The 23,078-nt window shown below is 50.8% G+C and carries 21 protein-coding genes; 20 read left to right on the top strand and 1 reads right to left on the bottom strand.

Annotation, left to right across the window (positions count from 1 at the left end):
• Positions 1-522 precede the first annotated feature (522 nt).
• Positions 523-2,574: a class I SAM-dependent methyltransferase gene (locus BW941_RS07255; protein ID WP_076514943.1), complete on the bottom strand. Its 2,052-nt coding sequence runs from the start codon at positions 2,572-2,574 to the stop codon at positions 523-525.
• Between the two features lie 42 nt (positions 2,575-2,616).
• On the opposite strand from BW941_RS07255, the gene BW941_RS17825 reads away from it, so the two are divergent.
• The 20 genes from BW941_RS17825 to BW941_RS07160 all read left to right on the top strand — a co-directional run bounded on the left by BW941_RS17825 (position 2,617) and on the right by BW941_RS07160 (position 23,071).
• Entirely contained in the window at positions 2,617-2,757 is a 141-nt protein-coding gene (locus BW941_RS17825) for a hypothetical protein (protein ID WP_175607877.1), read from the top strand.
• An 89-nt stretch (positions 2,758-2,846) separates the two neighbouring features.
• A complete protein-coding gene (fliS, locus tag BW941_RS07250; protein ID WP_076514942.1) occupies positions 2,847-3,305 on the top strand; it encodes a flagellar export chaperone FliS in 459 nt (152 codons plus the stop codon).
• A gap of 244 nt (positions 3,306-3,549) precedes the next feature.
• Positions 3,550-5,007 carry a sigma-54 dependent transcriptional regulator gene (locus tag BW941_RS07245; protein WP_076514941.1) on the top strand — a complete coding sequence of 486 codons (1,458 nt, stop codon included), beginning with the start codon at positions 3,550-3,552 and terminating at the stop codon, positions 5,005-5,007.
• A gap of 179 nt (positions 5,008-5,186) precedes the next feature.
• Positions 5,187-6,386, top strand: coding sequence for a sensor histidine kinase (locus BW941_RS07240; protein ID WP_076514940.1), 1,200 nt, complete (start codon positions 5,187-5,189; stop codon positions 6,384-6,386).
• A 28-nt stretch (positions 6,387-6,414) separates the two neighbouring features.
• Positions 6,415-7,785 (top strand): sigma-54-dependent transcriptional regulator, encoded by a 1,371-nt coding sequence (locus tag BW941_RS07235; RefSeq protein ID WP_076514939.1) that lies wholly within the window; start codon positions 6,415-6,417, stop codon positions 7,783-7,785.
• Between the two features lie 105 nt (positions 7,786-7,890).
• Complete coding sequence (gene fliE, locus BW941_RS07230) at positions 7,891-8,301, top strand: flagellar hook-basal body complex protein FliE (protein ID WP_076514938.1); 411 nt, start codon at positions 7,891-7,893, stop codon at positions 8,299-8,301.
• Positions 8,302-8,312: 11 nt separating this feature from the next.
• Positions 8,313-10,052 (top strand): flagellar basal-body MS-ring/collar protein FliF, encoded by a 1,740-nt coding sequence (gene fliF / locus BW941_RS07225; RefSeq protein WP_076514937.1) that lies wholly within the window; start codon positions 8,313-8,315, stop codon positions 10,050-10,052.
• Between the two features lie 4 nt (positions 10,053-10,056).
• A complete protein-coding gene (fliG, locus tag BW941_RS07220; protein WP_068436148.1) occupies positions 10,057-11,073 on the top strand; it encodes a flagellar motor switch protein FliG in 1,017 nt (338 codons plus the stop codon).
• Positions 11,074-11,076: 3 nt separating this feature from the next.
• The gene (locus BW941_RS07215) at positions 11,077-12,192 is read left to right on the top strand and encodes a FliH/SctL family protein (protein ID WP_076514936.1); all 1,116 of its coding nucleotides are present in this window, start codon (positions 11,077-11,079) and stop codon (positions 12,190-12,192) included.
• Positions 12,167-13,492 carry a flagellar protein export ATPase FliI gene (gene fliI / locus BW941_RS07210; protein ID WP_076514935.1) on the top strand — a complete coding sequence of 442 codons (1,326 nt, stop codon included), beginning with the start codon at positions 12,167-12,169 and terminating at the stop codon, positions 13,490-13,492. The genes BW941_RS07215 and fliI overlap by 26 nt, the downstream gene beginning before the upstream one ends.
• A complete protein-coding gene (fliJ, locus tag BW941_RS07205) occupies positions 13,489-13,929 on the top strand; it encodes a flagellar export protein FliJ (protein ID WP_076514934.1) in 441 nt (146 codons plus the stop codon). The genes fliI and fliJ overlap by 4 nt, the downstream gene beginning before the upstream one ends.
• Before the next feature lie 129 nt (positions 13,930-14,058).
• On the top strand, positions 14,059-14,340 hold the full coding sequence (locus tag BW941_RS07200; RefSeq protein WP_076514933.1) for an STAS domain-containing protein: 282 nt from the start codon (positions 14,059-14,061) through the stop codon (positions 14,338-14,340).
• 29 nt (positions 14,341-14,369) lie between these two features.
• A complete protein-coding gene (locus tag BW941_RS07195) occupies positions 14,370-14,732 on the top strand; it encodes a response regulator (protein ID WP_068436128.1) in 363 nt (120 codons plus the stop codon).
• A gap of 4 nt (positions 14,733-14,736) precedes the next feature.
• Positions 14,737-16,818 (top strand): chemotaxis protein CheA, encoded by a 2,082-nt coding sequence (locus tag BW941_RS07190; protein ID WP_076514932.1) that lies wholly within the window; start codon positions 14,737-14,739, stop codon positions 16,816-16,818.
• 8 nt (positions 16,819-16,826) lie between these two features.
• Entirely contained in the window at positions 16,827-17,348 is a 522-nt protein-coding gene (locus tag BW941_RS07185) for a chemotaxis protein CheW (RefSeq protein WP_245820066.1), read from the top strand.
• A gap of 43 nt (positions 17,349-17,391) precedes the next feature.
• Positions 17,392-20,139 (top strand): methyl-accepting chemotaxis protein, encoded by a 2,748-nt coding sequence (locus BW941_RS18030; protein WP_281251175.1) that lies wholly within the window; start codon positions 17,392-17,394, stop codon positions 20,137-20,139.
• A 57-nt stretch (positions 20,140-20,196) separates the two neighbouring features.
• A complete protein-coding gene (locus tag BW941_RS07175; RefSeq protein ID WP_139325781.1) occupies positions 20,197-20,994 on the top strand; it encodes a CheR family methyltransferase in 798 nt (265 codons plus the stop codon).
• Between the two features lie 11 nt (positions 20,995-21,005).
• Complete coding sequence (gene cheD, locus BW941_RS07170; protein WP_076514929.1) at positions 21,006-21,650, top strand: chemoreceptor glutamine deamidase CheD; 645 nt, start codon at positions 21,006-21,008, stop codon at positions 21,648-21,650.
• A gap of 12 nt (positions 21,651-21,662) precedes the next feature.
• Positions 21,663-22,709 (top strand): protein-glutamate methylesterase/protein-glutamine glutaminase, encoded by a 1,047-nt coding sequence (locus tag BW941_RS07165; RefSeq protein WP_076514928.1) that lies wholly within the window; start codon positions 21,663-21,665, stop codon positions 22,707-22,709.
• 59 nt (positions 22,710-22,768) lie between these two features.
• Complete coding sequence (locus tag BW941_RS07160; protein WP_076514927.1) at positions 22,769-23,071, top strand: STAS domain-containing protein; 303 nt, start codon at positions 22,769-22,771, stop codon at positions 23,069-23,071.
• The last annotated feature ends 7 nt before the right edge of the window (positions 23,072-23,078 follow it).

Here is a 23,078-nt window from a genome sequence, read left to right as displayed (position 1 = left end):
CATTGTGGGAGCAAATCAGCCGGAGGCTATTCGCGATGATCCATCTGCAGGTATTACTGTCGCTATTAGCCAGGCAAGCTGGCTGAATAGCTCCCACAGGTATGAGCGATAACTCAGAGTCTAATTTAGGAGGGGATCTTATCCCCGACCATACATTGTGGGAGCAAATCAGCCGGAGGCTATTCGCGATGATCCATCTGCAGGTATTACTGTCGCTATTAGCCAGGCAAGCTGGCTGAATAGCTCCCACAGGTATGAGCGATAACTCAGAGTCTAATTTAGGAGGGGATTTTATCCCCGATCCATATTGTGGGAGCAAATCAGCCGGAGGCTATTCGCGATGATCCATCTGCATGTATCACTGTCGCTATTAGCCAGGCAAGCTGGCTGAATAGCTCCCACAGGTATGATCGATAACTCAGAGTCTAATTTAGGAGGGGATTTTATCCCCGATCCATATTTTGGGAGCAAATCAGCCGGAGGCTATTCGCGATGACCCACCTGCATGTATCACTGTCGCTATTAGCCAGGCAAGCTGGCTGAATAGCTCCCACAGGCAGGCTTCCGCACATAAAACTGATACATGCCGGCGAACAGCGCAGGTTCTATCTGTTCCAATGTATGCCAATCATTTAACGTCAGGTTAGCCGGTGGCAAACGCAGTATTTTTTCTGCGAGCTGCTGGGCACCCGGCGGCGGCACAATGCCGACCCATTCGAGGTCAGCACTTTCAATCATGCGGCGTATTTCCTGCAGATCAAATGTGTGTTCCTGAGTGTGGAATAACAGGTCGCGCACGCTGCTCATGCTGTAGAAATCGGGTGATTGCAGAATCGCGCGCCAGCGTCCTTCTCCTTGATGAAGCAAAGCTTCGCGGACTGTGCGTATATCCTGCTCGCTTTCGGGAAGTTTGCCATTCAATTCAGAACGAAGCTCCGAGATGAGCGTTCTTGCCTGACGACTGTAGAGGGCGAGCTTCATGATGCCACCAGGTTTTAGTACATCAACCAGCGCCTTCAGGCCCGCCTCAGGCGTTTCCATATGATGCAGGACACCTGAACTCTCAATGACATCAAACTGTTGTCCCAGGCGCTCTGAGACAAGAATATCACCCAGGATGAAGTCTACCGGAAGGTGATGATGCTCCGCCTGTACTTGTGCGTAGCCCAGTGCAGAAGCACTGAGATCCATCGCTGTCACCTGCATACGGTGAAAGTACTTAACCAGTCGCAAAGCGTGGCGGCCGGTGCCGCAGCCTGCAACGAGCACATTGATCGGCCCGGATTCTGGTTGTAGATCGTCCAGACGACTCGGAAACAGTGCCTGAAGCGATGCGTAGTAGTCGGTCTTCTGGTTATATCCCAAACTCGTCCAGCGAGGATATGGATGTTCTTCGTATTGAGTTTTTACTTTGCGTGATGTGGCGTTGCTACTGAGCCCAAGAGAAGGAATTGCCTTAGCTGCCGCGGCAACGTGCAGAGGTTGATCGAGGCACAGACTCATCAGCTCATTCAGATGGCCAGACCATTGCAACGCTTTCTCGTTAAGAGCCGTGTAAAAAGGTGCTTTGCGCAATGGCTGGTACATCATGGTCAGCAGCATGATAGCGCTGATATCTTCGGCTTTTAATTCGGTTATCAGCAGAATTTTTGTTGCCAGTTGGTTGAGCTGATTGACGAGCATTTGTTCTTGTTGGCTGATAAACCAGACTGCCTCATTAAGCTCGATTTGTCCTGACAGGGCGACTACGAAAGGCATGTAGCCTGAGTCAATGGCAAGATCGCGACTGCTATTCAGCAGAATGCTCTGCCGTAGGGTAATTAACAGACGCTCTATTAACGGATCACTGAAATGAAAGCGCATCATGGCTTTCAGCAGCAGTGGGTCTGATGCAATGGTTTCAGGCTCAATGGGGCAGCCAGCTTCACTCAAGTGAAGTTTGTGTTTGAGCAGTGAGGTGGTGAGGCTTCTCAGCTGGTTGTAGTCGACGTCTTTAAACTCGAACCAGCGCAGCAGCTCGCTTTCCAGTTCCTGAGAATAGAAATCTGCAACGATATAGCTGGCAGCTTCGAATAATTTGCTGCGGATCTGAACATCATCAGAGCGGGTTTTTATCAGCTCTCGGTATAACTGAAAGGCTTCGAGGTATTCACCTTGCAGTAAGCGGATGTGGGCGAGATAAATCGGAGCTTTCGTGCTCGTTTTCGAAATGCGGGTCGCATCCGCAAAGTAATCGGCTGCGAGTGTCTGCTTTCCTTCGATCAGAGCCAGGTGACCTGCGCTGTATAAGAGGCCGGTACTTTCAGGCTTCAGGCTTAAACCGGTTTGCAGCCAGTGATGGGCTTCTCCATTAGCACCACGACGCATAGCAATACGGGCGAGCAGGTTAATGCCGGGAATGTAATTGTTGTCAGCCTGCCATGCCTGATAAGCAAGGTCGGCAGCCTGGGACAATAACACCGGGTTGTTTTCCCGGCTGGCCTCATTGTAACAACGGCTGGCGGCAGCGAGCAGACTTCGATGGTCTGGCTGCCGTGCTGTATTTAGTTGTGCTGTCGTCTGTACGCTGGCCATGGGGAGAACCTCTTAGCATTTACAGCCCTACGATCAAATTCTGTGCCATTTTTTATCTTGTTGATTTTATTGAGGTTTTTAATCTGGCTGGGCAGGGAGGGCGGCCGTTTGCCGCTGATTGCCGGGCAAGAGCTTGCCGCTTATGCCGTCTGGGTATTTGCTGAAACTACAAAAAGTTACTAAAGAATTCTGCGTGCAGGCCGTCAAAGAGAGTATCACTTGATTATGCTCATCAGGTTTTTTGGTGGGCTATTTCGGCAGGAGAGTTGTGTATGTATCAATCCGGCGCGTCGCAATACCAAAAGGTAAACGTTACGTCCGAGGTCCTCGATGCGGACCCTCATCGTCTGATTCAGCTTCTGATGGAAGCGGCTTTGACGCGTATGGCGCAGGCGAAAGGAGCTATTCAGCGTAAGGATATGCAGGAGAAGGCAAGTTTACTTGGCAGGGTGAATGAAATCATCCAGACGCTGAAGTCGAGCCTGGATCACGCTCAGGGTGGTGAACTGGCCGGAAATCTGGACCGCCTTTATGATTATATGGTCCGTCGTATTCTGGAAGCGAGCGGCCAGAACAGTACAGACATGATTGATGAAGTTATGGGGCTGATGCTGGAGGTGAAGACGGGTTGGGATGGTATTCGTCAGGAATATCTTGAGTCCGTGCATGGCACTCGCCCTGAAACCGACGAATCTTCACCCGGGCGTCTGTCGAGTTCAGTATCTGCCTGAATTTTCACGATTTTTTTCACTTGTGTGAACTTCCTGCCCTCTTTTTAGAGGGCTTTTTATTGTCCTTTGGCGACATAATTGGAAGTTTTCCCGCAAAATAAGGGCAGATTTGAGCTAACTGGATAAGTTTCAACGTCAGAAGTTTGACTTCGTCGCATTTTGATACTTAACTGAAAAGAGGGAAGTCAATCAGTTGGCGTTGATTACGCTGTTCCGTGTTTCATTGAGGGAAAGGGCATCTGCCATGTGGAGAGAAATCAAAATTTTACTTGTCGATGATGACGAACAACGTCGCCATGATCTTAAGGTGATTCTCGATTTCCTGGGCGAAGAAGTTATCGTGGCGGGCTCGTCAGACTGGCGCAAAGTTGCAGATGCCAGTATTGAAGAGAGCACTGAGATCAGTGCCGTGATGCTGGGCGACTGCGAGGGTCAGCCATTGGAGAAGACGGTCGAGGCGATGCTCGCGTGGGACAAAGGCCTGCCGTTCCTTTTTGTTGGTAGTCAGGTTCAGGTCGACGAATTATCAGAAAACGTTCGTCGCTGTGTCCTGGCCAGCCTGGCAATGCCACCAAGTTACAACAAAATGCTGGATAGTCTTCATCGCTGTCAGGTGTTCCGCGAGCAATATACGCACAATCGCAGTCGTGGTGAGCGACGCGAAGTTCAGCTTTTCCGTAGCCTTGTCGGCACCAGTCGTCAGATTCAGCACGTACGCGAGCTGATTATGCAGGTGGCTGATAAAGACGTCAGCGTTATGATTCAGGGTGAAAGCGGCACAGGTAAGGAAGTGGTCGCCCGTAATCTGCATTACCACTCACACCGCCGTAACAAACCCTTTGTGCCTGTTAATTGTGGTGCTATCCCGGCTGAGCTGCTTGAGAGTGAGCTGTTCGGTCATGAGAAAGGTGCGTTTACTGGTGCAATCAATAGTCGTCCGGGACGTTTTGAGCTGGCCGAAGGTGGTACGCTTTTCCTTGATGAGATCGGCGACATGCCGCTCAATATGCAGGTAAAAATCCTGCGCGTGTTGCAGGAGCACACGTTTGAGCGTGTTGGCAGTAATAAAACGCTTAAGGCGAATGTGCGGGTAATTGCAGCGACGCACAAGAATCTTGAGAAGATGATCGAGGACGGCTCATTCCGGGAAGATTTGTATTACCGTCTGAATGTATTCCCAATCGATATGCCTTCGCTACGTGAACGTGTTGAAGATTTACCCCTGCTTCTGAACGAACTTATTTCGCGCCTCGAGAATGAGAAGCGCGGTTCCATCCGCTTTAACTCGGCTGCAATTATGTCGCTCTGTCGTCACGAGTGGCATGGCAATGTTCGTGAGCTTGCGAATCTCGTAGAGCGTCTTGCCATTCTGCATCCGTACGGTGTGATCGGTGTAAATGAACTACCGAAGAAATTTCGTCATGTTGATGAAGACGATGAGCAGTACACGCCGCCGGTTGTGGCAGATGTTACCCAGAACGAAGGCCTGGCCGGTGTCGATAGTCCAGCATTGCTGCCGGTGAACGGCCTGGATCTGCGGGAATATCTCTCCGATCTCGAGTGCTCACTGATTCAGCAGGCGCTCGATGATGCCAATGGTGTTGTTGCTCGCGCTGCCGAGAAACTGAGTATCCGCCGCACTACGCTGGTGGAGAAAATGCGTAAGTACAATATTAACCGTAAAGAAAAAGACATGGCCTGAGCAGGCCAGAAAGCGGCCTGCGTCTGCGGGCCGCTGTCTGCAATCCCACCTGACTTTCGTAACCTCTCTTTCTTAAATTATCCACCCTCAAAGCTATTTTCGATTGCTGGCACGCTAATTGCCCAATACCTACTAGTGACATTTTTCCGCCGCAAATGTGGTGTTCTGGTGAGGTATTTATGGCGAGTGTGGCATTAAGTTCAGTTCCTGACGATCAGCAGCCGCTGGACCCCAGCGAGCTAAAGCGCGCATTTAACATGTTCAATGAAATGTCGCAGCAGCTGACAGACTCCTACGCCTTTCTTGAAAATAAGGTCGAGCAACTCAGTGGTGAGCTGGCGACAGTATCTGCTCAAAGGATGCAGGAGCTGGGCGAAAAAGAACGCCTGGCCGATCGTCTGGAAAGCCTGCTGCAGATGTTACCTGCAGGTGTTCTGCTGCTGGATGAAAATGGCGTCATTATTCAGAGTAACCCAGCCGCCGAAGACCTTTTATTAGCGGCTTCGGGTGCTGGCACCTTGCTTGGCCAGCGCTGGCGCAACGTGATTAAGCGTTGTTTCAAACCGCGCCGTGATGATGGTCATGAGATTTCACTGGTGGATGGTCGTCGTGTCAGTCTGCGCACCGCAGCCATGACCAATGAGCGTGGGCAGCTGATTCTTTTAACTGATCTGACTGAAACCCGCGCGTTGCAGTCCCAACTGGCTCAGCACGAGCGCTTGTCCGCCATGGGAAAAATGGTTGCGTCTCTGGCGCATCAGATTCGTACACCGCTGGCTGCGGCGACACTCTACGCGGGTCATCTTAATTCCGAAGATCTCGCTGAAGAACATCGTATTCGCTTTGCCGGTAAGTTGCAGGAGCGACTTCATCACCTGGAAAGCCAGGTGCGCGATATGTTGATTTTTGCCCGTGGCGAGGCGCCATTAAACGATGATGTGAAAGTGACGTCCCTGTTGGATGGTATTGCTTCGGCGATGGAGGTTGCTGTCGCCCAGAGCGGCGCTGTCTGCACGCTTGAGAATCAAGTAGGGGAAGCTTCCCTTATGTGTAATCGGGACTCTTTAATCAGCGCCGTAATGAACCTGATTAACAACGCCCTTGAGTCCTGTGAGCATCCTATCGAGATCAAATTAGTCGCCCGCCGTGACGAGCATGGCAGGCTGTGTATCGCCGTCATGGACAACGGTCCGGGCCTTCCCGATGACAAGAAAAATCGCATGATGGAGCCTTTCTTCACGACGAAAAGCAACGGTACCGGGCTTGGCCTTGCTGTTGTGCAGGCGGTTGTTCGTGCTCATCACGGTGATTTCAGATTAACCGACAGCCCACTGGGTGGGGTGTCTGCAGAAATGTACCTACCGCTCGCACGCGGTTAATTCAAACAGGTATCTAAGAGGAATTATTATGCGCTTACTCGTTGTTGAAGATGATCCGACTCTACGTGAAGCAGTTGTAGATACCCTGAAAATGAAAGGGTATGACGTCAAGGAAGCTCCGAACGGCATCGAGGCTGTGGCTTTGCTGAATCACCATAATTTCGACGTTGTTCTGTCGGATATTAATATGCCAGGCATGGACGGTCTTGAGTTGCTTAACCATGTGAAACAGCAGCACCCATGGCTACCCGTTCTTTTGATGACTGCCTATGGCGATGTTTCTCAGGCGGTTCAGGCGATGCAGAAAGGCGCTGATGATTACCTGATGAAGCCCTTCGAGCTGCGTGAACTTGAGGCTCTGTTAAAGCCTTACACGCAAGGAGAAGCTCAGGTATCAGACAAAGACCAACCTGTGTGTGAATCTTTTGCGTCGCAGCAGTTATTTCAGATGGCCATGCGTGTCGCGGCAACAGATTCTACGGTTCTTATCAGTGGTGAGAGCGGCACAGGTAAAGAAGTTCTTGCCCGTTATATTCACCAGAATTCCCCAAGAAAAAGTGGCCCGTTCATCGCGCTGAACTGCGCGGCGATTCCGGAAAATATGCTTGAAGCCATGTTGTTCGGCTACGAAAAGGGCGCATTTACCGGCGCCTACAGTGCGATGCCGGGCAAGTTTGAACAGGCGGATGGTGGCACCATTCTGCTTGATGAAATTACTGAAATGGACATGGGCCTTCAGGCGAAACTGCTGCGTGTGTTGCAGGAGCGTCAGGTGGAGCGTCTCGGCGGCAAGAAAACCATTGATCTTGATGTGCGTATCATTGCCACAACAAACCGTGAACTGGCGGACTATGTGGCTGAGGGTAACTTCAGGGAAGATCTTTACTATCGCCTCACCGTATTCCCCCTGCAGTGGCTGCCACTACGGGAGCGCCGTGATGATATTTTGCCGTTAGCACGCCGGTTGTTGGCTCATCATGCTGACAAGATGAAACGTCCAGCACCATCGTTGCATGCCGATGCAGAGCGTAAGTTGGTAACGCATAGCTGGCCAGGCAATGTCCGCGAGCTGGATAACACAGTCCAGCGTGCACTGATTATGCAGACGGGAAATCAGCTGAACGCTAATGACTTTATTCTGACTCCGGTGCCAAAGCATCGTCAGGTCCCGGCACCGGTTTCCGTGGATGCGGCTGATGTCGCGCAGGATGAAGGCGAGTTAGGTTCTGATTTGCGTACCCGTGAGGTTGAATTAATCGTTCGTGCACTGAAAGAAGAGCCCAGCAGAAAAGAAGCCGCTGAACGGCTGGGCATCAGCCCCCGCACACTGCGCTACAAGGTGGCGCGTTTAAGAGATGAGGGTGTTGATGTTGAATCTATGGTGTTAGCAGCGTCTTAAGGGCGAAGCTGGCAAGGGGATTGCAACGTCAAAGAATACATCGGAAAAATACAGAAAAAGTGTCAAAAATAAGTTGCCGGTGCGTTGCAGAAGAGGGTGTAGAAAATGGTTGATCGTGTTGATGTAAGTTCAGTTCTGATGCAGATGCGACAGGTAAAAGATCAGTTGCGTTCGCAGAATGAAATGGCCAGCCAGGGAGTGCGACCAAATACTGAAATGGACGCCGTTGCACGGATCTCAAAGCAAGCCGAGCAAGCATCCAGCGTTAATGAAATCAGTGGCGATAATACGATTCCTGATTTTCAGTCGATGTTTAAAAATGCCATCGATAACGTAAACGAAAATCAACAGACCGCAGCGCAACTGGCGACACGGTTTGAGCAGGGCGACCCTTCGATTGACCTTCCGGAGGTCATGATTGCTCTGCAGAAATCCAGCGTTTCTTTTCAGGCGATGACACAGGTTCGTAATAAACTTGTTGAGGCCTATAAAGACATTATGAACATGCCTGTATAACGAGCTGAGCTATGGAAAACGTACCCGCACAAGCAGGCGCCGGCGCTGATGGCGCTAACGCAAACGCTCAGAAACCTCAGGCAAGCAGCACGAATACTGGTGCCGAAGGCTTAAGCGAGAATAGTACTCCGACATCCGGACATCCTCTGCTCGCTGGATTCAGCAGCCTGCCTATGACGCGTCAGGTGATGGCGATTGGTGGTATCGCACTGGTCGTCGCCATTGGCATCGCGGTCATGATCTGGTCGGGAGAACCCACCTACAAGCCTCTGATTCATCGTATGCAGGATCACAATGCACAGGACATTGTCGAGATCCTGAATCGTGAAGGAATTCCTTTTCAGATTGATCCGACGACCCAGGTTCTGATGGTCGAAGCGGGGGATGTGCACCAGGCACGGATGAAACTCGCTGCGGCCAGCCTGATCGATGATAAAACCGTCGGGCTGGAAGTGCTTGAGCAGGACAGCGCGCTCGGTACCAGTCAGTTTATTGAAAACGCACGCTATCGCCGCGGTCTGGAAGGCGAACTTGCACGCACGGTTGCCAGTGTTAAATCGGTGCGCAATGCGCGTGTTCATCTGGCGATTCCCCGTCAGTCGGTGTTTGTTCGTGATCAACGCAAGCCGCGCGCATCGGTATTCGTAGAGTTATACCCGGGCAGCAATCTGAGTAAAGATCAGGTTGAGGCCGTTGTGAATCTGGTCGCGACCAGCGTCAGTGAAATGGACCGGGCTGATGTGTCAGTGGTTGATCAGCATGGCAATCTGCTGTCGAAAATCGAAGATGACACGGAAGAAATGCTGGCAGCCCGCCAGCTGGAATATCGCGAAAAAGTTGAGTCGTCTATTTCTGACGCGGTGAATAATATTCTTCAGCCGGTGCTGGGTTCTGCGAACTATAAAGCGGAAGTGTCGGCAGACATCGACTTTACGATCAGAGAAGAAAGCTCAGAACTCTTTAATCCTGATTTGATTGCGCTGCGTAGTGAGCAGGTCATTGATGAAGAGAACATGTCAGAGGCCGGTGGCGGTATTCCTGGTGCGCTTTCTAATCAGCCACCGCCAGAAGCTGCCGCTCCGGAAGAGGCCATTGGCACAGGTGCCGGTGGTGCGGGAGCGGCAGGTAAGCGTCGCTCAGAAGCGACCCGTAATTATGAGGTCGACCGTACACTGAGTTACCGCCAGCACTCAGTCGGTGATATCCGTCGTCTGACCGTTGCGGTCGTCATCAATGACAAGGCAGTGCTTGATGCGGATGGTAATACTACGAGTCAGCCATGGACCGTGGATGACCTGCAACGTCTCGAAACGCTCGTAAAAGATGCAGTGGGTTTTAATGCGGCACGTGGTGACAGCGTGAACGTTATCAACTCTCCATTTATGGGTGACGACTCACTGACGCTGGGTGAGCCTGATATCTGGACTCAGCCCTGGTTCTGGGAACTGGTAAAACAGGTGCTGGCGGGATTGTTTGTTCTGATCCTCATATTCGGCGTAATCCGTCCTACTATTAAGAGCATTACCAATAAAGGTCGGGAAGAAAGTGACTTACTGCTCGATGAGCTTGAAGATGCTGAGGCCGGTCTGGATGATGATAAGGTGACACTGGCAGGTATGGATGAATATCTACTGCCCGGTGCGTCAGAAAGTTATGAGCGTCAGCTGGATGCCTTGAAAGGGCTGATCGCAGAAGATCCGGCCCGGGTCGCTCAGGTAGTTATTCAGTGGGTAAATAGCGATGCCGGATAATACGATGCCCGAAGCGGGCAATGCACTAGCCAACCTGAACCGCACCGAACGTGCTGCGATTCTGCTGATGTCTCTCGGTGAGAAAGACGCTGCTGAAATCCTCAAACACATGGGCCCGAAAGAAGTTCAGCGCGTGGGCTCGGCCATGGCCACTCTGACCAGTGTGAATCAGACTCAGGTCGAAGGTGTGGTGTCAGAGTTTCTTGATGCCGTCAGCGGTCAGACCGGTATGGGCCTTGGCGCTGACGATTACATTCGTAATATGCTGACTCAGGCTCTGGGTCAGGATAAAGCGGGTGCGCTTATTGACCGGATTCTCCTTGGCGGTAACACCACAGGTCTGGATTCATTGAAGTGGATGGAACCGCGTCAGGTAGCCGACCTGATCCGCCACGAGCACCCTCAGATTCAGGCCATTGTTGTGTCGTATCTGGACGCTGACCAGTCGGCGGAAGTGCTGTCTCTGTTTGATGAGAAAGTTGTCCTCGACATCATCATGCGTGTTGCTTCGCTTGAGGCTGTTCAGCCAGCCGCATTGCAGGAACTCAACGATATTCTCGAACGCCAGTTTTCTGGCAAAGCAGGCACGCAGACCACGACTATGGGTGGTATCAAATGTGCTGCCAGCATTGTTAACTTCGTGGACAGCACGATTGCTTCTGAACTGCTTGAGCAGATCAAAGAAGTCGACGAAGACCTGGGTACTCAGATCGAAGACCTTATGTTTGTCTTCGATAACCTCGTTGACGTTGATGATCGGGGTATTCAGACGCTGCTGCGTGAAGTGTCAACCGATCTTCTGGTGCTGGCATTGAAAGGGGCCGATCCGGGCGTCCAGGAAAAGATTTTCAAGAACATGTCGAAGCGTGCTGCCGAGCTGTTGCGTGATGACCTGGATGCGAAAGGGCCGGTTAAACTCAGTGACGTTGAAGGCGCTCAGAAAGAGATTCTTACCATTGCCCGTCGTCTGGCGGATGCCGGTGAAATTATGCTGGGTGGTGGTGGTGAGGCCATGGTGTAACCCATGACCGAACTAAAGAAACGTGACGCGCCAATTCCCGCTGAAAGTGCGGAAGAGGCGCGCCCGTGGCGACTCCCTTTCTGGACTGAACCACCGGTTCACACTGTTGAGCGAGAGCCTGATCCGGACGCAGAGAAGGTGGATGCAGAATCTGCCGACGACGACTCCCCACCTAATTTCCCGACCGCCGAAGAACTGGAAGCGATTCGCCGGGAAGCCTACAACGCGGGTTTAGAGCAGGGCCTGGTTGAAGGACGTCAGCAGGGCCATAAAGACGGCTACGATGCTGGTTTCGCCGAAGGACAGGCGGATGGTCAGGCTAAAGGCTTTGATGCTGGTAAAAAAGAAGGTTCGACTGCGGGCTTTCAGGAAGGCAAAGCACTGGGCAGTCAGGAAGTTACTGACGAGGCGCAGCGCCTGCGTCAGATTAATGCAACGCTGACCGCAGCATTAAAAGAGCGCGAGGCCGAACTGCCGGAAGTCATGCTGATGCTTCTTACCCGGCTCGCCGAACAGGTGCTTGAGCACGAATTGAATTCTGGGGCCGACAGCATCGCGCAGTTTGTCGACAAGGCCATTGCGGCGTTGCCATCGGGTGAGACTCTGGCAAAGGTTTACGTTTCAGAAGCCGACTCTGAATTACTGGCATCGCATTCTGTAGCGAATAAACTGCTCGTCGATAAGACGCTGAATGCGGGTGAGTGCCGTGTTGAAAGTGAAAATACTCTTGTTGAGTATTCAGTCAGTGAAAGTCTTCAGCAAACAATCGTCGCACTGGCGAGTAAGTTACTGACGGCGTCAGACGGCTATCCGGACGACGCTTCCGGTGAGTCTGCGCTGATTGATGTGCCAGAGGATACCAGCTCAGAAGATGTACTGGATGACTACGATGACACTGAAGAGATCATTCAGGGCGACATTCAGCAGCCGGAGGCATCAACATCAGAAGCTCTGAAGTCTGAAACTCAGCAGTCCGAAGCTGAGCAGCCTGAAACTGAAAACGGCTCAGGTTCAGAACAGAGCACGGAACAAAACACACAAACAGACACGGAACCGGACACAAATCCGGATTCGACGACGGAGGAATCAGACGATGACTCTGAGCAGCCGTTGGCGTGATATAGCACCCGAGGCGGTATATCAACCGCGCACATCCGGTCGTCTTGTACGCATGGTCGGCCTTACGCTTGAGGCTATCGGTATCGATGTTCGCACAGGCGATCGCTGCCGTGTAGAACGTCCGGGCGGCGGTGATGTTGAAGCTGAGGTTGTCGGTTTTGATGGCCAGCGTATTTTCCTGATGCCGATTGAGCAGGTCGATGGTCTGCGTCCAGGCGCGCGCGTCTGGCCGTTGCAAGGCAGTGCGGATGTGCCGGTTGGGTTCTCTCTTCTGGGGCGGGTGGTTGACGGTGCTGGTCGGCCATTGGATCTTGATGGCCCGCTTCTCAATACCGAATCCGGAAATCTTCAGGGTCGCTATATTAACCCGCTGCACCGCGCGCCCATTCGTGAAACGCTCGATGTTGGTATCCGCGCCATTAATTCCATGCTGACAGTAGGACGCGGACAGCGTATCGGTTTGTTTGCGGGTTCGGGTGTCGGTAAAAGTGTGCTTCTCGGTATGATGACTCGCTTCACCAACGCTGATGTCGTTGTCGTCGGACTGATCGGTGAGCGTGGCCGTGAGGTTAAAGAGTTCATTGACGAAATTCTCGGGCCAGAAGGGCTCAAACGTGCCGTTGTGATTGCGTCACCAGCCGATGACTCGCCGTTAATGCGCCTGAGAGCCGCCATGTATACTACCTCGGTTGCTGAGTTCTTTCGAGATCAGGGACTGAACGTTCTTATGCTCATGGATTCATTGACGCGTTATGCACAAGCGCAGCGAGAGATCGCTCTTGCCGTGGGGGAACCTCCAGCCACGAAAGGCTACCCACCTTCAGTATTTAATAAGCTTCCAAAGTTGGTTGAGCGTACGGGTAATGGTCAACAAGGTGGCGGGTCTATTACGGCGTTCTATACGGTATTGAGTGAAGGCGACGATATGCAGGACCCGATCGCCGACGCCAGCCGGGCAATTCTTGATGGTCATATCGTCCTGTCCAGAAAGCTGGCAGAAGAGGGGCATTACCCAGCGATTGATGTCGAGGCTTCCGTCAGCCGTGTGATGCCTCAGGTTGTCGACGAAGGCTGGCTACAGCAAGCGCAGCTGTGCCGACGCCTTATGGCGCATTACCGTCAGAACCAGGATCTCGTCGCTGTTGGGGCGTATCAGGCTGGCACCGACCAGGTGTTGGATGTTGCAATTGATCGTATGCCTCAGATTAAAGCGATGCTCAGGCAAGGGCTGACCGAAGGTGCGGATATTGCGAACAGCCGGAAGGCCCTCAATGATCTGTTTCCGGGTACCGATAAGTGACCTACCAGCACCCTCGCTCCAAACGATTGGCCGTTGTTCTTAACCTTAAGCGAAGAGAAGAAAAAGAAGCGCTGCAGCGCTGGGGCGATATTGAGCAGCGTCTGACCGCCGAAAAAGACAAACGAACGCAGCTGGACACGTACGCTCAGGAATATCGGCGCCAGATTACCAGCCCCGCCGACCAGAGTGTTGCTGCCGGACAAATACACAACTCTCTCGAATTTATTGGTCAGATAGAAACTGCTCTGGCGCAGCAGGACAACCAACTCAAGGAACTTGAGGCACTCAGTCAGCGTGCGCGCGATGCCTATTTAGAGGTTCATCATAAAGCCGATGCGATGGAAAGCATGATCGATAAGCTCGAAGAAGAACATAAGCTGTCTATCAGTCGTGCTGAGCAGCGTGAAGCGGACGAGTGGGCAAACCGCCGTCGCTGATCATCCAAATCGCATATTTCCTGACTTTCATACCTTCATTCATTGATCTATAAAAAAAACTACACATTGTGTGGCAGCTCACAGATTGCCTACTAATCTTAAGGTCATGTCCATGACCGGAATAAAACCATGACCGACACCAGCCCAGTTAACTGCGGTAATCGTCTGAGCATTGATCAGGCTGAAGCGCTCCTGGAGAAGCTTGAAACTGCTGTTCAGGCGGGCGGGGATGTTGTTCTTGATGGCAGTGAAGTGCAGTACTCGGACACTGCGGGTTACCAGCTTCTGATCAGTCTCCGGAAAACGCTGGAAACTACGGGAAACAGCATTCAATGGCATGCGGTCTCTGACAATATCCGGGAGATAACGGGCTACCTTGGCCTCAAGCAGGCGATAAACCTGCCAGATTAATTATTCGTTTACTAAGAGGGAGTACTCCTATGACGAGTATTTTAGCGGTCGATGATTCGGCATCCATGCGTCAGATGGTGAGTTTCACACTGAAAGGTGCGGGCTTTGACGTACGCGAAGCGACTGACGGTGTGGAGGCGCTAGAAATCGCTAAAACTGAGAGCTTTGACCTGGTGCTGACTGACGTAAATATGCCAAACATGAATGGCATTGAGTTGGTGAAGAATCTCCGTCAACTCGACAACTATAAGTTTACCCCGATGCTTATGTTAACCACCGAATCGGCAGGTGATATGAAGATGCAGGGTAAACAGGCAGGTGCTACTGGCTGGATCGTTAAGCCGTTTAATCCGGATCAATTGCTGAGTACGATCAAGCGCGTTCTGGGGTAAGCACATGAGTGTCGATCTGTCGCAATTTCATCAGGTATTTTTCGAAGAAAGTTTCGAAGGCCTGGACGTTATGGAAAGTGAACTGCTGGACATGGACCCCGCCGATGTTGATGACGAGACCGTCAATAATATCTTCCGCGCTGCTCATTCCATTAAAGGTGGTGCCGGCACATTCGGTTTTATGCCAGTGTCCGAGTTCACTCACGTTCTCGAAACCTTACTTGACGAAATACGCTCCGGAAAGCGCTCGATGGAGCCCCGCTATGTCGACCTGTTTTTGCAGTCCGTCGACTGTTTACGTGGCATGCTTTCAGATATGCAGGATGGAAACGATCCAGAGACAGAACGCCCTGCAGAGTTACGCAAAGAATTCGAGAAGATTCTTGGAATGGAGCAGGAGAGTGCTGCTGCAGAAGAGACCTCCGCGGATTCTGACGGAAAAGACAGTGGCTGGTTAATTGATGTACATCCACATACCGACCTGCTCATGACGGGGAATGAGCCGTTCAGGATGTTCCGTGAACTGCGCGAGTTGGTTGGTGAAGACAACTTTGATGTTACCGCCGATATCGATAATGTCCCGGAACTGAGCAGTCTGACGCCAGAAGAATGCATCATCAACTGGCAGATCAAAGTCACTACTTCAGTGCCACTCGATGAGATTAAAGCGATTTTTGAGTGGGTTGAGGACGAGTGCGACCTGACCTATTTGCCGTTAACGGGTGATGCAGAAACAACCTCAGATAATAACGTAACACCTGATAAGAATGCCGCTGAAGAGCAGCAACCTCAGGAGACACCCGAGGTTGCAACTGAAAAAGCGCCTGTGATCGCTGAGGCGCAGAAGAGCGCCAAGCCTGCAAAAGCGCCAAAGAAAGCCGCAGAGAGTTCCTCTATCAGGGTGTCAATCGATAAGGTGGACAGCCTGATTAATATGGTTGGTGAGTTGGTCATTACTCAGTCGATGTTGGGCCAGCTTGGTCAGGACTTTGACCTGAGTCGACTGGCGAAATTACAGGAAGGTCTTTCGCAGCTCGAGCAAAACACCCGCGAGTTGCAGGAAAGCGTTATGAAGATACGCATGATGCCAATCAGTTTTGCTTTCAGTCGCTTCCCTCGCCTGGTACGTGATCTGGGTGGTCAGCTCGGCAAAAAGGTTGTCCTTGAAACTATCGGTGAGCAGACCGAACTCGACAAAACGGTCATGGAAAAAATCAATGATCCTCTGGTTCACCTCGTACGTAACTCCATGGACCACGGACTTGAAACCACAGAACAACGTATAGCAGCCGGTAAATGTGAAGAGGGCACCATCACCCTCAATGCCTATCATCAGGGTGGAAATATCGTTATCGAAGTTGCTGATGATGGTGCCGGTCTGAACGAAGATCGAATTCTTAAAAAAGCCATAGAAAAAGGGCTGGTTCCCGAGAATAACAGTCTGACACCGGAAGAAATCCACAATCTGATTTTCTTGCCGGGTTTCTCGACGGCGGAAGCAGTAAGCGATATATCAGGTCGTGGTGTGGGTATGGATGTGGTACGTCGTAATATCCAGGCGCTCAACGGAAGTATTGAAGTGAAGTCTCAGCGCAATGTGGGTTCGACCTTCATCATTCGCCTGCCACTGACGCTTGCAATTCTGGATGGTCAGCTCGTCAAAGTATGTGAAGAGACCTATATATTCCCACTGGTATCCATCGTCGAATCAATTCAGATTCATCGCTCATCACTGAACCATGTCACGGGTAGCCAGTATGTTATGCAGCTGCGCGACGAATATATACCTATTGTCCGCCTGGATAAGATTTTTGGACTGCGTGATGAAAAAGACGTCGTTGACGAAATGATGCTGGTGGTCGTGGAAGGCGATAACGAAAAAATCGGTATTGTTGTTGATGATCTTCTGGGGCAACAACAAGTTGTGATCAAGAGTCTTGAACAGAACTATCAAAAGGTCTCTGGCATTTCAGGCGCCACAATTCTGGGTGATGGCACTGTTGCTTTGATTATCGACATATCCAGTATCGGCAAGAACATTGTCCCTGTTAAACGAAATCAGAACCGATCAGAACGAGCGGCATGAGGTCCGGGATGGAAGAGCTTAAGAAAGAGATAGTTTTGCCGGAAGGTGACATCGGTGACGAGCAGCAATACCTGACCTTTATTATGTCAGGTGAAGAGTACGGTGTTGATATTCTGGCGGTACAGGAGATTCGGGGCTGGGAAGAACCCACTCTTATTCCTAACGCACCATCCTACATTCGCGGTGTGATCAATCTTCGCGGCACCATCGTGCCCATCATGGATTTACGCCTGAGATTTGGCCTTGAAGAGGCCGGTTATACCGCGACGACTGTTGTCATTATCTTAAAGTTTGATAGCGACAATGGGGAGCGGGTGATGGGGATCGTCGTTGATGCCGTATCTGATGTTTATACCATTGCTGACGATGATACCCGTCGTCCTCCGGAGCTGACCGAGGACGATAATTCAGATTTTATTAAAGGTCTGGTGAACGTAAACGAGAAGATGGTCATTCTGCTCGATGTAGAAGAGCTACTGATGCTACGCATGGGTATGGCTGCAACTCCTTATTCTATTGACGAAGATTAACTGCCGTAAGGTATTTGCCTGAAGAAGGTACAGGAAGGTAACTATGAGCTTTTTCCGCAATATCATTTCCGGTGGCCCAGCCATCGACCCCAATAAAATCCGCGAAATGGAAGGGAAGCTGGCAGCTATTGAAAAAAGTCAGGCCTCTATTGAATTTAAGCCAGATGGCACCATCGTCACAGCGAATCAGAATTTCCTGGATGCGATGGGGTATCGTCTGGAAGAGATACAGGGTCAGCACCACAGTATCTTTGTATCGCCAAAATATTCCAAAACACCAGAATATGCCGCCTTCTGGAACTCGCTGGCGCGTGGCGATTTTCAGACCGCTGAGTTCGAACGCTTTAATAAAGCAGGCGAGAGCATCTGGATACAGGCGACGTATAACCCCATCTTTGACGAAACAGGCAAAGTGATCAAGGTCGTTAAGTATGCTACCGATATCACTGAGCAAAAACGACGGAATATCGACTTTGCCGGTAAAGTTGAGGCTATCAGTCGTGCGCAGGCTGTTATTGAATTTACGCCAACTGGTGAAATTCTGACTGCAAACGATAATTTCTTGAAGACTCTGGGTTATCAACTTAATGAAATCCAGGGTAAACACCATCGTATGTTTGTGAAGCCAGACTATGCAAATAGCGCAGAATACGCAGAATTCTGGAAGAAGCTGGGCCAGGGTGAGTTCAGTGCGGACGAGTTTGAACGAGTGGCCAAAGACGGAAGCTCTGTGTGGATTCAGGCAACTTACAACCCAATCGTCAATGACGATGGTGTCGTTGTTAAGGTGGTAAAATTTGCTTCCGATATCACCGAGCAAAAGGCGAAGGCGACGGTTAACGAAAAGAACGCTCAGATCGCCAGTGCACTGAAGTTGTGTCAGGCAACCGTGATGATGGCGGATAATGATCTGAATATCGTTTATATGAACGATGAAATGATTAAGTCACTTGAAAAACGTGAAAAGGATATTCAGAAACATCTGAGTAACTTCAAGGTCTCTGAGTTGATCGGCACCAATGTCGATGTCTTCCATAAAAATCCTTCTCATCAACGCGGTATTCTTCAATCACTTGATAAACCAATTGAGACCCAGTTGTCGTTCGATGACGTTAAGTTCGACCTGACTGCATCACCATGGTACGACGCCGACGGTAACCGCATCGGTACCGTGGTTGAGTGGGTGGATATGACCGATATTCTTAAAGCCCGTGAAGAAGAAAAGCGCATTGCGAACGAAAACCTTCGTGTGCGTCAGGCGCTCGACTGTGTGAGTACGAACGCTATGATCGCTGACACGGACGGCAATATCATTTACATGAACGAAGCCGTTGAGAATATGATGAAGGACTCTGAAGCCGATCTGCGCAAAGATCTTCCGGCATTTAATGCCTCGGCTTTGATGGGTGAAAATATCGACACATTCCATAAGAACCCAGCGCACCAGCGCTCCATGTTGGCAGCGTTAACACAGACCTACAAAACTCAAATTGAAGTGGGTGGTCGCCACTACTCGCTAATTGCGAACCCAATTATTAACGACAACAACGAACGGTTGGGTACGGTTGTTGAGTGGAATGATCGCACGATTGAAGTCCGCGCTGAACGTGAAATAGATGCCATTGTTGAGGCGGCTGCGGGCGGTGACCTTTCCCGTCGAATCGATACTATCGGCAAGCAAGGCTTCTTCCTTAGTCTGGCCGAAGGCCTCAATCGCCTGCTCGGAATAGCAGATGATGTTGTTAACGACACGGTACGCATATTCGATGCTCTGGCACACGGTAATCTGACACGTAAGATCGAAACAGACTATATGGGCTCATTCGGTAAGCTCAAGCAGGATGCCAACTCAACGGTTGAGCGTCTGACCGAAATTATGACCCGTATCCGTGAGTCTGCATCGACTGTTGCTACGGGCGCCAGCGAAATAGCTCAGGGCAATGCCGATCTGAGTAAACGCACAGAGTCTCAGGCATCGAGCCTCGAAGAAACCGCTTCCAGCATGGAAGAAATGACCAGTGCGGTGAAACAGACCAGCGAAAATTCCGTGCATGCCAACGAGCTGGCGAGCTCGGCGAAGAACAAAGCGGAAGAAGGTGGCGAAGTTGTTGAGAAAGCCGTCACTGCGATGGATGAAATTAATCAGGCCAGTAAGAAGATCTCAGACATTATCGGCGTGATTGATGAGATCGCCTTTCAGACCAACCTGCTGGCACTGAACGCAGCCGTTGAGGCCGCGCGAGCGGGAGAACAGGGTCGGGGCTTCGCGGTGGTTGCTGGCGAAGTAAGAAATCTGGCGCAGCGTTCTGCCGGTGCTGCGAAAGAGATCAAGGATCTGATCCGCGACAGTGTGGATAAGGTTGAAGCAGGGACGTCTCTGGTGAATGCATCGGGTAAAACCCTGAATGAAATTATCGGCGCAGTTGATCGTGTATCGGCTATGATCCAGGAAATCAGTACTGCGGCTGCTGAGCAGTCTGCAGGTATTGATCAGGTGAACAGCGCGGTTGCCCAGATGGATGAAATGACGCAGCAGAACGCTGCTCTGGTTGAGCAGGCAACGGCGGCGGGTGAGGCCATGGCGGGCCAGGCTCAGGGAATGACCCAGTTAATGGAATTCTTCACAGTTGATGCATCTTTCGCCTCCGGGTCTATGTCGATGGATGCACCCGTTGCGGCAGCACCTGCTCCAGCTGCTGCTCCAAAGGTGGCACCTGCTCCGTCTGCGTCAGCTGCCGACCAGGGTGGATTGTCGGTGAGTAACTTTGACGACGACTGGGAAGAGTTTTGATCAGGTATGAACGCACATGTGTCTGATAAGCCCCTGTTAGCCGACAAGGAGTTTTTAATGACAGAGCGCGATTTTGACGAAATCGCCGCTCTTGCTCTTAAGCATACAGGGATCGTTCTGGGCCGTCATAAGGCGAATATGGTGTATGGACGTATCGCTCGCAGGCTGCGTCAGACGGGATACCGGAACTTTGCTGATTATCTGGAGTACCTGAAAGACAACTTTCGGGATGAATCGACTAATTTCATCAACTTAATTACAACCAATCTGACGTCTTTTTACCGGGAGTCGCATCACTTTGATTTCTTAAGAGATACAGTCATTCCGGAATTGAAGAAAAAATCAGATAAGAAGGTGAGAATCTGGTCTTCTGGTTGTTCCATCGGACAAGAGGCGTACACCATCGCCTTCACTCTGGCTGAAGCGCATATGGCTTCAGCGTTTGACGTGAAAATCCTGGCGACTGATCTGGATTCTAACGTCGTCAGTACGGGCGCTGAGGGAGTCTACCCTGCAGACAGTCTGATGTCTGTGCCAGATGATGCTGTTGAAAAATTCTTTGAAAAGAACCGGACTGGTAACCAGGTTCGCGTGAAAAAGAGCATACGTGATCTCGTGCATTTTAAACGTCTGAACCTCCTGGAAGGTTGGCCAATGAAAGGCAAATTCGACGTTATTTTTTGCCGTAATGTCGTGATTTATTTCAATCGAGAAACTCAGAAAACCCTGTTCAATCGCTATGCTGATTATCTACCGGTAGGGGGCTATCTGATCATAGGTCACTCAGAATCACTGAACGGTCTTACAGACCGCTTCAAGTCGCTGGGTAATACCATATACCAGAAAATTTACTAAGGGATCTGCCTATGCATCAGCGCCCACCCGAACCGAAACCTCTCAGTGGTTTTGAACATGTCGCGCGATACTGGGACGGGGTTCACAACACCTGGGCCGCCAAAATTCTTCCCGGTGAACTATACGTTTCGACACAAGGAGAGATGATTGCGACCGTTTTAGGGTCTTGTGTCTCAGCGTGTATTCGTGATCGTAAGCTGGGAATCGGCGGAATGAATCACTTTATGCTTCCGGAGCAGAGTGAGCACTCCAGTGATGTTTGGGGATCTAACCCAGTGACCCAGAACTCGCGATACGGTACGTGGGCGATGGAATTTCTGATCAACGAAATACTCAAGCGCGGTGGTCGCCGTCAGAATCTTGAAGTGAAGCTCTTTGGTGGCGGTCAGATGATTGCTTCCATGAGTGATATTGGTCAGCGGAACATCCTCTTTGTATACAACTATCTGCATAACGAAGGGCTCGAAATTGCCAGTGCTGATGTCGGTGATGTATACGCCCGTAAGGTTCTGTATTTCCCCGACACGGGATCGGTGAAAATGCGCCGCATCTCGAATGTTAAGAACGATACATTGATGAAACGTGAAACGGAATATAGCCGCAAAGTTAAAATGGAAGACATGGAGCAGGGAGACAGCGGTATTGATCTTTTTTGAGGGGGAACGGGTATGAGTAAAATTAAAGTCTTGATCATTGATGATTCCGCTCTCATCAGAAAAATGCTTCGTGAAGTATTTGACAGTACTGAGGATATCGATGTGGTCGGAGTGGCCAGCGACCCACTGATTGCACGCGATAAAATTAAACAGTTGAACCCGGATGTCATTACGCTCGACGTTGAAATGCCAAGAATGGATGGGTTGCAGTTTCTCAGCAATCTGATGCGTCTTCGACCAATGCCGGTAGTGATGGTATCGACTCTCACCGAGAAGGGTGCGCCTGAAACGCTGGAGGCGCTGGAGATGGGGGCTGTTGACTACATCTGTAAGCCAAAAGCACAAAGTCCTGATGATTTTTACGATTTCGCCGAAGCGCTGTGTAATAAAGTCCGGATTGCATCGCAGGCACGGGTTGTTGCTGTTGAAACGACCAGAAGTCAGAAAACGACACGAGTTGTGACACGTGAGACCAATGATAACTACAGGCGTATTATCGCTGTCGGATCTTCTACTGGCGGGACTGAGGCGATATCAGAGGTTCTTTCTACTCTACCTGTTAACTGCCCACCAATAGTGATCAGTCAGCATATTCCTGAAGTCTTCAGTGCCTCGTTGGCAAAACGCCTTGATAACCGCTATCCGATGGAAGTGCTTGAAGCGAGAAATGATCTGGAGGTGATCCCCGGTAGAGTGATCATTGCTCAGGGCGGGCGCCATCTGCGCTTCAGGCGGAAAGGTGATCAGCTATTTACCATCGTCGACGATGGCCCCAAGCAGAATCTTCATAAACCTTCAGTGGAGGCAATGTTTGATTCACTGTTACAGGTTGCTGGGGGGAAGCGCCTGGTGGCTGTGATGCTGACGGGTATGGGCGCGGATGGCGCAGTCGCTATGAAGCGGCTTCATGACGCAGGTGCGTTGACCATGGCCCAGGATGAAGCCTCTTCCGTGGTTTGGGGGATGCCAAAGTCAGCGTATGAGCTGGGGGCGGTTGATGAACTTGTTCCTTTGACGGGAATTGCGTCAGAAATGATTAAAAAAGCACGATTGCTATGACCACTTCTTGTGGCTTGTGCTAAACCTAATGTACGGGATTTATTTCAGGAGATAGTCGCATGTCTGTACGTGCAACATTGGCGGGTAACGGCCAGGAATTGGTCATTCAGGTTGACGGACGCTTTGATTTCAGTGCTCATCAGGAGTTTCGCGATGCCTATGAAAGTGCATCTAAGGTGCGGAAATATATTGTTGATCTGGGCAGTGCTACTTACCTCGATAGCTCGGCGTTGGGTATGCTGCTTTTGCTCCGCGATCATGCGGGAGGCGACCACTCTGAAATTTCAATTACGAACTGTAATGACGATGTTCGTAAGATATTAGCGATTTCTAACTTTGAGCAACTTTTCACTATTCAGTAACAGGTAA

The sequence above is a fragment of the Thalassolituus maritimus genome (assembly GCF_900156675.1).
GTDB classification, from domain to species: domain Bacteria; phylum Pseudomonadota; class Gammaproteobacteria; order Pseudomonadales; family Oceanobacteraceae; genus Thalassolituus; species Thalassolituus maritimus.
Note: the sequence above shows the minus strand (reverse complement) of the source record. Positions and strands in the feature narration are given on the sequence as shown.

Coding starts and splice junctions, on each gene's coding strand:
- BW941_RS07255 (WP_076514943.1), bottom strand. CDS start 2,574: ATGGCCAGCGTACAGACGACAGCACAACTAAATACAGCACGGCAGCCA.
- fliS (WP_076514942.1), top strand. CDS start 2,847: ATGTATCAATCCGGCGCGTCGCAATACCAAAAGGTAAACGTTACGTCC.
- BW941_RS07245 (WP_076514941.1), top strand. CDS start 3,550: ATGTGGAGAGAAATCAAAATTTTACTTGTCGATGATGACGAACAACGT.
- BW941_RS07240 (WP_076514940.1), top strand. CDS start 5,187: ATGGCGAGTGTGGCATTAAGTTCAGTTCCTGACGATCAGCAGCCGCTG.
- BW941_RS07235 (WP_076514939.1), top strand. CDS start 6,415: ATGCGCTTACTCGTTGTTGAAGATGATCCGACTCTACGTGAAGCAGTT.
- fliE (WP_076514938.1), top strand. CDS start 7,891: ATGGTTGATCGTGTTGATGTAAGTTCAGTTCTGATGCAGATGCGACAG.
- fliF (WP_076514937.1), top strand. CDS start 8,313: ATGGAAAACGTACCCGCACAAGCAGGCGCCGGCGCTGATGGCGCTAAC.
- fliG (WP_068436148.1), top strand. CDS start 10,057: ATGCCCGAAGCGGGCAATGCACTAGCCAACCTGAACCGCACCGAACGT.
- BW941_RS07215 (WP_076514936.1), top strand. CDS start 11,077: ATGACCGAACTAAAGAAACGTGACGCGCCAATTCCCGCTGAAAGTGCG.
- fliI (WP_076514935.1), top strand. CDS start 12,167: ATGACTCTGAGCAGCCGTTGGCGTGATATAGCACCCGAGGCGGTATAT.
- BW941_RS07200 (WP_076514933.1), top strand. CDS start 14,059: ATGACCGACACCAGCCCAGTTAACTGCGGTAATCGTCTGAGCATTGAT.
- BW941_RS07195 (WP_068436128.1), top strand. CDS start 14,370: ATGACGAGTATTTTAGCGGTCGATGATTCGGCATCCATGCGTCAGATG.
- BW941_RS07190 (WP_076514932.1), top strand. CDS start 14,737: ATGAGTGTCGATCTGTCGCAATTTCATCAGGTATTTTTCGAAGAAAGT.
- BW941_RS07185 (WP_245820066.1), top strand. CDS start 16,827: ATGGAAGAGCTTAAGAAAGAGATAGTTTTGCCGGAAGGTGACATCGGT.
- BW941_RS18030 (WP_281251175.1), top strand. CDS start 17,392: ATGAGCTTTTTCCGCAATATCATTTCCGGTGGCCCAGCCATCGACCCC.
- BW941_RS07175 (WP_139325781.1), top strand. CDS start 20,197: ATGACAGAGCGCGATTTTGACGAAATCGCCGCTCTTGCTCTTAAGCAT.
- cheD (WP_076514929.1), top strand. CDS start 21,006: ATGCATCAGCGCCCACCCGAACCGAAACCTCTCAGTGGTTTTGAACAT.
- BW941_RS07165 (WP_076514928.1), top strand. CDS start 21,663: ATGAGTAAAATTAAAGTCTTGATCATTGATGATTCCGCTCTCATCAGA.
- BW941_RS07160 (WP_076514927.1), top strand. CDS start 22,769: ATGTCTGTACGTGCAACATTGGCGGGTAACGGCCAGGAATTGGTCATT.